3 protein-coding genes are annotated in these 15180 nt (G+C 44.0%); all 3 read left to right on the top strand.

The annotated features are described in order from the left end of the window. Positions 1-2 precede the first annotated feature (2 nt). The 3 genes from AACQ83_RS05080 to AACQ83_RS05070 are packed head-to-tail and all read left to right on the top strand — an operon-like array spanning position 3 to position 15147. Complete coding sequence (locus AACQ83_RS05080; protein ID WP_240000701.1) at positions 3-3404, top strand: non-ribosomal peptide synthetase; 3402 nt, start codon at positions 3-5, stop codon at positions 3402-3404. After that, positions 3401-13273 carry a non-ribosomal peptide synthetase gene (locus AACQ83_RS05075; protein WP_112876699.1) on the top strand — a complete coding sequence of 3291 codons (9873 nt, stop codon included), beginning with the start codon at positions 3401-3403 and terminating at the stop codon, positions 13271-13273. Before AACQ83_RS05080 ends, AACQ83_RS05075 begins: the two co-directional genes overlap by 4 nt. Continuing rightward, complete coding sequence (locus AACQ83_RS05070; protein ID WP_112876698.1) at positions 13270-15147, top strand: thioesterase domain-containing protein; 1878 nt, start codon at positions 13270-13272, stop codon at positions 15145-15147. Before AACQ83_RS05075 ends, AACQ83_RS05070 begins: the two co-directional genes overlap by 4 nt. Positions 15148-15180 lie beyond the last annotated feature (33 nt).

Here is a 15180-nt window from a genome sequence, read left to right as displayed (position 1 = left end):
TTATGAACCTAAAAGGCTTTATTGATAGATTGTCCGAGCAGGAAGTTCGTCTTTTTGTTGAAAATGGGACGCTAAAATCTCAGTCTGCTCCGGGTGCCATCACACCTGAACAGGGAAAATTTATTAAACAAAACAAACAAGCAATTATTGATTTTCTCTCTCATGCAGAAGTAGGGGGGCAACAGAAGTTTTCGTTATTACAACGTCGGCACCTTACCAAGGCACCGTTATCCTTTGCACAGCGCCGTTTTTGGCTGGTTGAACAGGTTTCTACTGTTGAACGTCAGTATAAGATTTCAACCGCGTTCAATTTATATGGTCAATTTTCCTTGGAAGCCGCAAGCCAGGCGATAGATGCCATTCTTAAGCGACATGAAATTTTACGAACTGTTTATCAGGAATCGCAGGGCATGCTCGAACAAGTCGTGTTGGGCGACTATGTTTTCCAGATAGACAAAGACACCCTTGCCGATGATGTTGACCAACAGCAACACATAGAGGATTGGCTGGAGGGGCAGAAACAGAGATTATTTGATTTAAGTAGGGATTTGCCGCTAAGAGTGGCTTATCTGGCATCTGATCTAAAATCAGATACATCTGATAAACCGTTGGCCGGCGTATTGTTTTTTGATTTGCACCATATTGCTGCTGATGGTTGGTCTTTGGCGATATTAGTTGATGAATTTACCCTTCTTTATCAGCAAGTTGTTCATGGTAAACCTGCTTTGTTGACTGAGCTTGAACTGCAATACTCGGACTATGCCTACTGGCAGAATCAAGCTGAAACTCAGCAAATGTTTGACGAGCAGTTGCAATATTGGCAACAACAGCTAGCCAACTTGCCATTGGTTCATGAATTGCCGTTGGATTATGCTCGCCCTCAAAAATTGGATATGCGTAGCGCAATGCACACGCAAAAGATACCCATGGAGACGGTGAGTAAACTTAAGCGATTAGCTGTGGATTCAAATGCCACGTTATTCATGCTGTTGCATACCGCTTTTGCGGTGATGCTGGCTCGCTACAGTGATAACCCGGATGTGGTTATTGGGACACCTATTACAAGTCGACCGGTACAGAAGCTGGAGTCGCTAATTGGCTGTTTCCTCAATACGCTCGTATTGCGTTTGGATTGTACATCGACGCTGACATTCAATGAGTTGTTGAAGAGTGCAAGGCAGGTGCACCTTGATGCACAGAGCAATCAAGCCATTCCATTCGAATTATTGGTTGAGAAGTTGTTAGCTGAACAAAGCACTGCGTTTACTCCCTTATTCCAAGTGCTTTTCTCAATGCAAAATTATGAATCTCAACAGCTAGAACTTGCTGATGTTGAATTTGAAGAGGTTATGGAGCAAAGGGGACAAACGCAGTTTGATTTGACCTTAACCGCAGCAGAAGATAAGGATGAACTGTCGCTGATTTTTGAGTTTAATCAAGGGCTCTTTAATCCAGACACAATCGCCCGTTTTGCCGAAAATATGCAGTTGTTGTTAGCGCACATTGCGCTCAATGGTGATAGGCCAATTAATCAATTGGCGATCGTCAGTGAGCAGGAACAAGCTGTGTTGGACAAATCTCATCAATCAGCTTGGCAACTGCCTGAGGAGCAACCTTTTGTGCATCGGCTTATTCAACAGCGGGCGGCTGAGTATCCTGAGCGAGTGGCAATTTGCTATCAGGATCAAAGCCTCAGTTTTGCTGAACTTGATGCAAGGGCTAATCAGATCGCCCAATTATTATTGACTAAAGGCGCCGACAACAACCCGTTGGTTGCGATTTTGATGGCACCTGGCATTGACTTTGTTGTCAGCATGCTAGCGATATTGAAAGCAGGGTGTGCTTATTTGCCATTGGACCCCACTTATTCTGTGGCGCGGTTAAATTTTATCTTGGCTGACAGCAATGTTGGTTTGGTTATCGTCGATAACAAGAGTATCGATAAGGTCGATTTACCAACGGGTCGCGTTTGCACTATCTTGCTTGATGATACTGAAATTGCCGCCCAGTCCCGTACTGAACCGTTGTTGACTTCAAGTGTGACAGCGGAGTCCCTCGCCTATGTCATTTATACCTCGGGTTCGACGGGTAATCCTAAAGGGGTGATGATCCAGCATGGGGCGTTGAGCGCATCCACTGTTGGGCGGTTTAATTCATACTCGATAGTGCCGGAGAAATTTTTACTGGTTTCATCATTTGCTTTCGATTCATCGGTTCCGGCTATATATTGGGGGCTTGGCAGCGGCGCAACGTTGCATTTAATGGCCCCTCAGGATGCGAAAGATGCATCGCATGTGGCGAAGATTATAGACAGTCAACAAATTAGCCACGCTCTTTTTATTCCCAGTTTCTACGATGCCATTCTTGATTACCTTGCAGGACATTCACTACGTAAGGTGATTTGCGCCGGTGAAAATTTGTCGGACAACGTAAAGACAAAACATTTCCAATATCAGCCTCAGGCAACGCTTGTCAACGAATATGGGCCAACGGAAACCACGGTATGGTCTTCGTTGAAACTCTTTGAAAAGGCGACTGAGCCAGTCACAATTGGTCGTCCCGCTCCCCATGTGTCACTTTATGTGTTGGCAAAAGATCGCTCCCAATGTCCGGTTGGTGTAGTTGGAGAACTGCATGTTGGTGGTGTCGGACTAGCAAAAGGGTATTTGAACCGTCCAGAACTGACGGCTGAACGTTTTATTGATCATGTGGACTCTAAAGGTAACCGCGAACGGCTATATCGCACCGGTGATTTAGTGAAAGTGTTGCCATCAGGCGAAATTGCTTACATTGGCCGAAATGATTTTCAAGTGAAATTGCGCGGTTTTCGTCTCGAATTGGGTGAAATTGAGAACTGTATCCGCGCTAATTTTGATGTAGCGGATGCTGTGGTTTGTGTGAGACAGGATGACAAGCTGCGGCAATCCTTGGTGGCTTATTTGGTGGCTCCGTCGATGCTCGACATACGCGCACAGCGCGATAAAGTCGAGCGCATCTTGCCGGAGTTTATGTGGCCTAGCTTCTATGTGTTATTGCCGGAAATGCCATTGACTGAGAATGGCAAAGTTGATCGTAAAGCCCTGCCTGCGCCAAGCATGGAAAATATCGCTAAGGAGCCTTTTACATCACCAGAAACGGCAACTGAAAAGCAGTTAGCTAGATTGTTCCATCGGGAGCTTGGGTTGACACCAATCAATATTGGGACCCGGTTTGTACAGCTCGGTATTCACTCACTGCAATTTGTCAAACTCGGCAGTGCCATCAGCGAAGAATTGAAGATCGAACTGTCCGTGAAGGATTTTTACGTCTATGACACGCTGTTTGCTTTAGCACAGTATGTTGAGCAGCAGCTTGCCGAACAGCAGAAACAGAGTGGGGAAGAAAGGGAGGTCGTTGAACTGTGAATATCGCCGCATTTTTAGCTGACTTAAAACAGCAAGACATTATGGTATACCTTGAATCTGATTCGCTTAAGTTAAACGCGCCTAAAGGCGCGGTATCGCAAGATATGCTGACTGAGTTGAGAGCGCATAAGGTAGAAATTATTGCGTATCTGCAAGGGCAACAATTAAATCCATTACCGATCAAGAGTGTCGACAGAGGGCTGACTCGATTACCTCTTTCTTTTGCACAACAACGCTTGTGGTTCATCGACCAGCTCTTTGGCAGCAGCGAACATTACAATATGGCGACGGTGTTGGAAGTGAGTGGCGCGTTCGATTTAACGATTGCTGAAAAAGTCATGCAACGAATTGTCGAACGCCATGAAGTGTTGCGCTCAGTTTACCGAGAAGAACAGGGCGAAGTATGGCAAGAGATTCAGTCAGATGTTAAGGCAAAAATCAATGTTCGGCATTTGACATGTGAACCTGCCGAGATGAAAGCGATACTTTATCAGTATGTTTCTGCTCAGTTTGACTTACAGAAAGATCTAATGGTCCGGATCGACTTTTTTACCACTGATATTCAACGGCAATTCCTTATCATCAATTTGCACCATATTGCGGGAGACGGATTATCTTTCTCTCTATTGATGGAAGAATTTGTCGCTCATTATCAAGCGATTAAGCAAAATCTGCCGGAATCCTTGTCGGTATTGCCCGTACAATATGCAGATTATGCTTATACTCAGCAGTCATGGATTGCTGATGGGGTGTTTGATGCGCAACTTGATTATTGGCAACAAAAATTAGCGGATATACCGCAAGTTCACCAATTTCCATTAGATTTTCAGCGGCCGGTAAAACAGACCAACTATGGTGTTAAGGTGCGATTCCGATTGGATCGGCAATCTTCGGCAATGTTGCGTAAGCATGCAGGCAATGCCGGTGCGACCCTGTTTATGTTATTGCACGCTGCATTCTCAGTATTTATTGCTCGCTATAGCCAGCAAACGGATATTGTCATTGGTACGCCGGCCACCAACCGTAAACAAAAAGAGTTGCAGCCACTGATTGGGTTGTTTGTCAATACGCTGGTGCTGAGAACCGAATATCAGGGCAAAGTTGATTTCATGCAGTTTATGCAGCATGTAAAGCAAGTCAACATTGAAGCACAAATGAATCAGGATTTGCCGTTTGATGTTCTCGTGGAGAAATTGGCGGTGAGTCGGAACATCGCTTATTCACCTATATTCCAGTTCATGTTCACAATGGATACGACTGAGGCCAGTGAATCGCGACTGGATGACGTAGTGTTTACGCCGGTATCTTCGGGTGAATCATTCTCTAAATTTGATTTGGAACTCGATGCGATTGATGACAGTGACACGATTCTGTTTGAAGTGGTATACAACAGTAGCCTATTCCATGAACACACGATTGCAAGGTTACTCAAATCATTTGAAGTCTTGTTGATTGATATCGCCGAAAATCCTTATAAAACATTAGACTCTTTAGCGTTGTTAGATGAAGACGAGAAGCGCCGTTTAGGTCAACAATTGGCGATACCGTCTTCTATCGCAACAACGACAGAATCTGTGCAATGCCGGTTTGAACGTCAGGCAGCACAAAAATCTGATGCTACTGCTTTGGTATGGCAGGTTGCAGGAGAAAAGCAAACCCTGACATATCGCGAGTTAAACCAGCGGGCTAACCGATTGGCGCATCACCTAATCGAAAAGGGGGTTGGGCCGGGCAATATTGTCGCGTTATGTTTACCGCGTTCTCCTGAGATGATTGTCAGTATATTGGCTGTACTGAAAGCAGGTGCCGCTTACACCCCCATTGACGTTGACAACCCTCAATCCCGAATTAATCACATTATTGCGGATTGCCGGCCGGCGGTCGTGTTGACCAACAACACATATGCAGACAAGTTTGCTGAACTGAATGTCATTGTTGAGCGGTTAACCGCGGAAATGGAACAGTTTTCAGGGGCTGCATCGGATAATCCAGATGTCAACCATAGTTTGAATCAACTTGCCTACGTCATGTATACCTCCGGATCGACGGGCAAACCTAAAGGGGTCATGGTAGAGCATACGCAGTTGAGCCATTTTGTTGCGGCAGCATTGGCAATGTATGCCGTTAAACCTGACGACAATATATTACAGTTCTCCTCATTTGCATTTGATATTTCCATTGAAGAGTGTTTTGTCACCCTAAGTGCAGGGGCCACTCTGGTATTGAGGAACGATGATTGGCTCGACAGCGCTGACCTATTTTGGCAACAGTGTAGTCAGCACAACATCACTGTAATGAGCTTACCCACCGCCTTTTGGCATCAGGTGAGTAGTGGCGACGCTTTGGTGACTGACACACTACGGTTGGTTATCGTTGGCGGTGAAGCAATTAATGCTGAAATTGTCAGACATTGGTTCGCATCAGCAAACCGTCCTCCGGTGATGAATACCTATGGGCCGACCGAAACAACAGTCTTGGCGAGTTACTACTTGATTGAATCTGCGTTGCAGATTGAGCAATCGGTTCCCATTGGCAAGGTATGTGGTCATGTTAAAGCCTATATTGTTGATGAGCGTTTGAATTTGGTGCCACAAGGCGTCATTGGTGAATTAGTTGTTGGCGGTAAAGGCGTTTCCCGCGGTTACTTAAACAGACCTGAGGAGCAGCAGAAAAGTTTTATTCAGGTTGCTTTTTTCGACGGTGAGGTTGAGCGGCTTTACCGAACCGGCGATCTAGTGAGGTTTAATGTTCATGGTGAGATTGAATATATTGGGCGCAAGGATAGTCAGATAAAAATTCGAGGTTTCCGTATTGAGCCAGGTGAGATTGAGAATCAACTTATTACGATTGATGGGGTAAGGCAGGCAGTTGTTACGGTTGATGAGCTTAACGGCAATAAACAACTGGTTGCATATTACGTTGCTGATGCGCCGTTGGAGCCAGTGGCGTTGAAGGAACAAATCAGCCAAACCTTGCCGGAATATATGGTCCCTAATGCCTTTATTTCGCTAACCAGCATTCCAATGACGGTAAACGGTAAAGTTGACTACAAAGCGTTACTGAGTGTAGAGACACAAGAGTCATTACCAGAAAACTACTGTTTCCCGCAGGGGGAACTGGAAGAACAACTGGCTGGTATGTGGCAGCAGTTGTTAGGCCATCCTAAAGTGAGTCGTACCGATAACTTTTTCAAGCTAGGGGGACATTCCCTGTTGGCGATTAAGTTGGTATCGGAAATCCAGAAAACCTTAGCCGTACAGATCTCTGTTCGTGCAGTCTTCGAAAGCCAAACCTTGGCTGAATTTGCACAATTGATCGCAGAACAACAGACAGTCACTAGCGGCAATGCAGCGCTAGCGCCAATTACGCCTGTAGTTGAAATGGCACGAGTTGAAATGGCACGAGTTGAAATGGCACGAGTTGAAATGGCGAGAGTTGAAATGGCGCGGCTTCCATTGTCGTTTGCTCAACAACGGCTTTGGTTTATTGATCAGTTAGATGGGCAAACGCCTCAATATAATATGCCGCTGGCATTAACCGTCAAAGGGGATTTCAATCTCGCTATCGCTGAACGTGCGATAAACATGATTGTCCAACGCCATCAGGTGCTGCGAACTGTCTATCGGCATGATACCGCCGGTGCATGGCAGGAAGTGTTGGATAAGGTAACCGTGAAGATCGACCGGATTGACTATCAAAGCCTTAGAGAAAAAAGTTGTCAGCAGCAGGTGCAAGAATTTATTCAGCAGCACGCGGAGCAGGCATTTGATTTAGCTAACGATGTCATGCTGCGAGCGGCCTATCTGAAGATAGCCGAAGATCAATGTGTTATGGTCTTCAACATGCACCATATTGCATCAGATGGTTGGTCAATCAAAGTGCTTGCTGATGAATTTGTCGACATATACAGCCAACTGCTTGAGGGCAGTCAGCAACCGGCTTTGCCATCGCTACCCATTCAATATAAAGATTATGCTGTCTGGCAACGGCAACAACTACAGGGTGAAACGTTACAAACGGAGCTTAACTACTGGCTAACTCAGCTTCATGAATTGCCTCCGGTACATGACTTACCGCTGGATTACCCGCGTCCATTACAACTTGGCAGCCGTGGTGGGCTATTTGAATTTAGTGCTGATAAGTCTCTTTTGATTGGGCTTAAATCGCTTGCCGGTCAACATAATACGAGCTTGTTTGTGGTATTGCATGCTGCATTTACCCTGTTACTTGCCCGTCATGGACAAAGCAAGGATATTGTCATCGGGACGCCGGTTGCGAATCGTTTGCAGGCGGAAGTTGAGCCGCTTATCGGCTTTTTCGTCAATATGCTAGTGCTGCGCACCCAATACCAAGCCGATCTCACTTTTGCTGAATATTTGTCACATATTCGCCAGGTTAATATTGATGCTCAAGCGTATCAGTTACTGCCGTTTGAATTGTTGGTTGAAAAAATGCAGCCGGAGCGGAGTACAAGTTATTCGCCGCTATTCCAAATTGTATTCTCGATGGATACCAATGAATCCAAGGTATTGCAATTGAGCGACGTCGAATTTGAGTACCTTGATAGCGAACATGTCACGGCTCAGTTCGATTTGACCTTAGATGCCAGTGAAAGTGAGGACACTCTTGATTTTAGTTTTGAATACAACTGTGAGCTATTCGAACGGTCGACAATAACCCGATTCAGCCAACGGTTCCTGACTTTATTGTCTGCATTAGTGAGTGAGCAATATCAAACGGCTCCTTTGACTAAACTGCCGGTGTTAACTGAGCAGGAAAGACAATATCTGTTGGTCGATATTAATGACAATTGGCAGCCTTATCCGGCTGATAAGTGCATTCATCAATTGTTTGAAGAACAAATGGAACGGAGTCCAGAACAAATAGCGGTTATTGACGGCGAGCTTCATCTCACTTACCGGCAAGTGAATGCTCAAGCGAATCAGGTCGCTCACTTTTTGTTGGGCAAAGGTTATACCTCGGATTCCTTTATTGCGGTTTGTATGGAGCGAACTGCGGCCTCGGTGATTACCGTACTTGGCATCTTGAAGGCGGGTTTAGCCTATGTGCCATTTGATGCTGATCAGCCATTGCAGCGGATTGAATACATTCTTCAAGATAGCGGTGCGCCATTAGTTGTGATTGATGATATTCAGCGTTTGCCTACTGAGGTGGCTTCGGCGTACAACGTCTGGAGATTGGATGAAATATTAAACCAGTCACGGATTGAGACCAATATTGCGGCGACGCAGAGTCATTCAACCGCGACCAATTTGGCTTACATGACTTACACCTCAGGAACAACGGGTCATCCCAAGGGCGTGATGGTTGAGCACACGGCGATGATTGCGCGTTTGTATGGTTGGGATGCGGTATTTGGTTTATTCCAGAAGCCGCCAACCGTATTACAAATGGCGGGTTTGGCTGTGGATATTTTTCTGGGAGACATCGTTAAAAGTCTGACCACCGGTGGTCGCTTGGTGATTTGCCGCAAGTCAGATTTAATTACCACAGAGGCTTTGTATCAGCTTATCGAACAACAACAAGTGACGTTTGGTGACTTTGTGCCGGTCATTCTGAGAAATTTACTCGATTATGCTGAACAAAACAGGGTCCGATTGAATTCACTGCGCCATATATTAGTGGGTTCCGAAGCTTGGTATGGTCGTGATTTGAACCGTTTGCAAAAACTGATGCATACCGATGCCCGTTGTTTCAATATTTATGGACAAACAGAATCAGTGATTGATGCCAGTTACGGTGATGTGACCCATCTCTCTTTGCCTGATGATGCCTATGTTCCCATTGGTACGCCGTTTGCCAACACCCACATTTATATCCTTGATGCTTATGGCGAACCTGTGCCTGTGGGAGTGGTGGGTGAAATTGCGGTAGGCGGCCCTGGTTTGGCAAGAGGTTACAACCGCAATAGCGAATTAACGCAACAAAAATTTGTTAAAGACAACCTTTCTGGTCGTTGTGGTTACATTTATCACACAGGTGATCAAGCTAGATTAAAATCTGATGGAACGTTGGCGTTTTTAGGGCGTAATGATGATCAAATAAAACTGCGTGGATTTCGTATTGAACTGGCTGAAATTGATGCCAAGCTTCGTGCATTGCCTGATGTGCAGAATGCTATTGCCGTGGTGCGGGAAATTGAGCAGGGTAATAAACAAATTATTGCTTATCTGCAAACGCCACAACCGTTATTGATTGAACAGATCAGAGAACAGCTACGGCATCAATTACCTCATTACATGATCCCCAGTGCATTTGTGTGTCTGGATGCTTTCCCGGTGAGTATTACCGGAAAAGTGGATAAAGAAAAACTACCTGCACCAGAAGCCAGTGCTTTTACCAGTACTGAATATGTTGCGCCACAAAATGACGTTGAAAGAACATTAGCGTCTATTTTTGCAGTTGTTTTGAAGCAGGAGAAAGTGAGCCGTTACGATAATTTCTTTGCTTTGGGTGGTGACTCAATATTAATTGTGCGTGTTGTTGCAATGGCTAAACAGGCGGGGTTGGCACTCAATGTAAAAGATATTTTGGCCTATCAAAGTATTCATGAAATAACGCAGCAGTTACCTGATTTAAACAACAAAAATGTCTCTTCTAAAGATGCTTATCACGCTTTTTCATTACTCACAGATGACGAACGGGCGGCATTAAAGGAGCCATCCGCATTGGATGATGCATATTCATTGTCGAGTTTGCAAATGGGGTCTATTTATCATCAGCTAAAAGATGAAAGTTACCACATTGTAGAACATTACTCGATTAATGCTGTATGGAGTGAACAAGCGTTTCGTCAGGCATTTAATGCCATAGTACAGCGCCATGAGTTATTGCGTGCGACATACAACTTCGAATTAGGAAGAGCATTGCAATATATTCATAAAACGATTGCTTTGCCGGTTACGCTTAATGATTGTCGCCACCTTTCCGTGCAGGAATTTGAGCATCAATTAGATCACTGTTTGAAACAGGAAAATAGCAACTTTTTCGTTGAAAATGAATTAATGTGGCGAGTTAATGTATTTATTGATGCTAATAATACATTTGCTCTGGTTTTGTCCCATCAACACGCCATTCTTGATGGTTGGAGTGTTGCCAACCTAAAAGTTGAGTTTATGGAGAACTATTTATCGGTGTTGTCTGGCGGTTCTATTCCACCAAGAGCTGACTTACCGCATTACGGTGAATACATTGCTGAAGAACTGGCTGCTATTGATGATCCTGAACACAAAGCCTATTGGCAGAACATAGCCAACGCTGCGGTATTGCCTGACTGGACAGGAAAAGGGTCAACACAACATTATTCTACTCGTCTTGAGCTATCTTATTTACATGACGATTTGCAACAACTTGCGACGCGTTTAAAAGTGCCGTTGCGCACATTGCTGTTGGCGGTACATGTTTATGTATTGGCGAAAGTCAATGGCACTGATTCCATAACCAGTTCGGTGGTAAGCCACGGGAGACTTGAAGTAGAAGGCGCTGAATCTTGTCTTGGATTATTCTTAAATACGCCGCCGGTTAATGCCGATATTCATCAACAAACCTGGGCGTCGTTGATTCAGCAATTAACCGAATATAGCGCTGCAAGCTGGCCTTATCGGCATTATCCGGTTGCTATGATGCAAGAGGAATTCAAGTGTGATTACTCTGGCGCTTTGTTTAACTATGTCGATTTTCATGTGTCTGATGAGTTACAGACAACGCAAGATGTTGAGCCTGAGCAGGCTTATGATCATGAATATGAACGAGTTGACTATGGTTATGATTTTGTTTGCCATCATAGTTCAGCTAATAGTTTTCTGGTTCTGCAATTAGCGTTGACACAATCGGTGTTTGGAGCACATCAGGCAGGTCAAATATTAGCCTATTATGAAACGGCAATAAAATCGATATTAGTTTCACAACATCATCGCTTGGGGCATGCGGATTATCTGGCATCAGGTCAAATCCAACACTTGCAACAATTAGCCCATAATCCGTCATCTATTGCTAATGATTGCCCATCTCTGACGCAATTATTTGCCCGAGTTGTGCATCAGATACCTGATGAAGTGGCCTTGTCAGGGCCTTGGGGAAGCATGAATTATGCTCAGTTGGCGTTAGCGGCTGACAAGCTGGCGGCATTCCTTGCTGCGCGGGGTATCGGGGTAAATGATACGGTGGGTATTTATTTATCAAGTAGTCCTGAGGTGGTGATTAGTGTCTTGGCTATTTTGAAGGCGAACGCAACGTTTGTGCCATTGGCAACCGATTATCCAACAGAACGCATTGCCCATATTATTAATGATGCTGATATTCAGCTTATTGTTTCACAACGTTCTGAAAGCCACACTTTGCCTGTTGATAAACAGCGTATTGTTATGGTTGATGAGATTGAATCGGTTGATACTGCGGTTGTGACACAAGACGTGGCATTATCAGCGCAAGAGCGTGTTGCTTACATCATGTATACCTCGGGTTCAACGGGTACGCCTAAGGGCATTAAGATCAGTCATCACAATTTACTGAGCTATTATGAGGCGGTTCAACGCTGTTATCCGACAAATTCTGCCTGTGTATTGCAAATTGCCAACATTGGTTTTGATATTTTTATCGAAGAATTAATGTTATCGGTATTTTCCGGTGGTCGTCTGGTTCTGGATAGCCATAAAACAGCGTATAGCGTTAAACAGTTATGTCAGATCATTGATGCACAAAAAGTCACACTGATTTCAGTACCCACAGCCTTATGGCATGAGTGGACGTATCAGTTAACTGTCGACGATGTTGAACAACTGGTTGAGCATTTGAAGATATGCATCGTGGGTGGTGAAGCAATGCGAATGGAGTTATTGGCGCTATGGCAACAAAAAACAGACGGAAGGATCCGTTTATTCAACACGTATGGGCCGACAGAAACAACCATTGTGGCAACCGCCATCGATGTTACACAACTCGATACCTCAACAAACTCAGTGGTGCCGATAGGACGTCCTTTGGCGCATTGTCAGACCTATGTTTTGGATTCTCAGGGTGGATTGGCGCCGCCAGATGTTATAGGTGAACTCTACATTGCGGGTGATGCTTTAAGCTTAGGTTATGTGAATAACCCAGAGCAAAATGCGGCACAGTTTATTGAAATGGCTATTTTGCCGGAACAAACAGTACGCTTATATAAAACCGGTGATCGTGTTTATTGGAATAACGAGGGTGAACTGGTTTATGTCGGTCGTCTTGATAATCAGGTCAAGATCAGAGGTTTTCGTATCGAAACCCGCGAAATAGAGTCAGCACTGTCAGCGATTGATGACGTGGCGACAAGTATTGTGCGAGTGACTGTCGATGCAACCGGCGAAAAACAGCTATGTGCTTGGCTAGTGATGCCAGAGGGTGCCGAAACGGATGTTGTCATCCCCTTGATAAGAGAACAACTGAAAACACGATTACCAGAATATATGGTGCCAACCCTATATGCCGTGATAGCCGCTATACCAACCACGGCTAATGGTAAAGTGAATTTTGCTGCCTTACCTGAGCCAAAACCTTGTATTAAGAGTGGGTTAGAGCGTGTTGCAGAAACTGAAATTGAAAAACAATTGGTACAACTGTGTGCCGATGCACTGAAATTACCGTTAAGCATGGTGAAGTTAACCGCGTCTTTTATCGAGTTGGGAGGGAATTCCTTAACCTTGTTGAGATTTTTGCATCAGATACAACAGACTTTCGCTGTAGCGGTAAGCGTTGCCGATATCATGACGGCCGGTGATCTAGCCATGCTGGCACTGATAATTGAGCGTAAGCAGTTGCAACAGGTTGAACAAGCCAATCAGGGACATAACGCTGTGGCAGAAGAAGGCTGGTTATGATGATAAAAATAGACGCGGATAAATCAGGTGGAATAATACGAATCGTTGATATTATTCGGCAAACTTCGGCTGCGGGAGTGCAGTTATTTGTTGAGCACGGCAAATTAGGTTTTAAAGTCATGTCAGGTTGTGTTTTTACCCCTGAACTAAAAAACTTAGTGATTGCCAATAAAGCTGAAATTATTGCTTTTTTAGTGCCCAATGACGCCATTAAATTGGTGTCATTGGGCGCTGACCGAACGCCATTATTTTTGGTTCCTGGCGCAGCTGCTCCAGTATCATCTTTTATTGATTTAGCCCGAGAAATAAAAAACGATTTCTGCCTCAAGGTATTTGACGCAACTTCCCTATTCTTGGAAGGGAAAACAGTGACAGTCAAAACATTGGCTGAACGTTATGTGGCATTACTTTTGCAAGCTTATCCACAACAGCATTATCGATTGGTGGGTGATTGTGTGGGGGCATGTATTGCTTTCGAGATCGCTTTATTGTTGGAAAGTAAAGGGAAAATGGTTGACTTGATAGCGATTGATAGTTTTCTGATCGCCTATGAGCAACAGCCTTATACCCGCGAGGAGATCGATGAAGTGACTGCCGAGTTAGCTCAAGGCATTGAAGGTGAAGTCCTGGAAAGCTTTATTGAAGTTTATAAAAGCTACTCAATGATGACTTGCAATTATGTGCCATCAGCCAAGTTAAAGGGCAAGATGACATTCATTTATTGCGAAAGCTCCATACAATTACGGGCAGAAAAAGAGAAAATTATTGCATCCTTACAAGATTATGTCACACAACCGATTATTTGTGGCATGGTAAGTGGTGATCATTATTCAGTATTAAAACCGGGTTCTGTTGAATCTCTGGCTGAGGCTATATTGCGACAACGTTACCGGCCAGAGCCTTCATTCAAAAAATCGAATTTAACCTATCAGGAGTTGCTCGACATTGTGCAATATCGGGCCGATATTTATCGGCCTGTAAATGACATCAATCATTATCACCGAGTGAGGATATCACAGGTCGGATGTTGGTTTATTGAAATAGCGGATGGCCGTGTACATATTGATTTCAACGCTGATGATGCAATGTATGAACAATATGATTTTTATAGTGAGATTGAAATCAGTGCGGATTTATTAATGGCGTGCGTAACCAGCGAGGAACCCGCAATCGCTATCGCTAAGGCGATATTAGATCATAAAATTCAGGTACAACAAGGAGAAGAGCTATATCACTTATTATGGATTATTTTTGGCATCACGAAACCTGATGAAATTTTTAACTGGATTGATCAACAAGATAGCCAAGACCAATATTTAGGTGTTCAAACTGATGGAATTGCTTTTGACGATAAATGTCATATCAATTCTTACGATGGCACTTACTTTATGCCTGCTCATTACAGTGTGATTCATAAGGCATTAATATCTCTGCCGATCGAGTATCATGACTTTCAATTTATCGATTTAGGGTGTGGGAAAGGGCGAACTATTGTATGTGCATCCAATTACAATTTTAGTAAGATTACCGGAGTAGAGATTATTGAATCGCTAGCATTAATTGCACAGCAAAATGTTAATGTTATAAAGAAAAAAAAGAATATTGAAGTAATACAGGGTGATGTAAATGACTATCAGTTCAATGAAAATCATGTGGTTATTTATAACTATGATAGTTTTTCTAATGATCAGCTTAAGAAAATTTTACAGCGATTGAAAACAGATATTTATGACAAAGGCTATAAGGTTTTTATTTTGCAAATTAATGGTGATAATGCGATTTATCAGCACTGTCTTTGGTTAACGCCAAAAAAAATTGCCCAGGGTTTTATGGGGGGGTGGAATATCACTTTATGGCAAAGTGAAGGTTGTTAAAGTCTGGCAATAGTAAAATCTTATTTAGGAGTT

This window comes from Photorhabdus sp. S10-54, from assembly GCF_963878145.1.
GTDB classification, from domain to species: domain Bacteria; phylum Pseudomonadota; class Gammaproteobacteria; order Enterobacterales; family Enterobacteriaceae; genus Photorhabdus; species Photorhabdus kayaii.
The sequence above is the reverse complement of the archived record's forward strand: the minus strand, read 5'-3'. Positions and strand labels throughout refer to the sequence as shown.

What these genes read in the sequence shown, in the direction of transcription:
- AACQ83_RS05080 (WP_240000701.1), top strand. Translation starts at nt 3, where the DNA reads ATGAACCTAAAAGGCTTTATTGATAGATTGTCCGAGCAGGAAGTTCGT.
- AACQ83_RS05070 (WP_112876698.1), top strand. Translation starts at nt 13,270, where the DNA reads ATGATGATAAAAATAGACGCGGATAAATCAGGTGGAATAATACGAATC.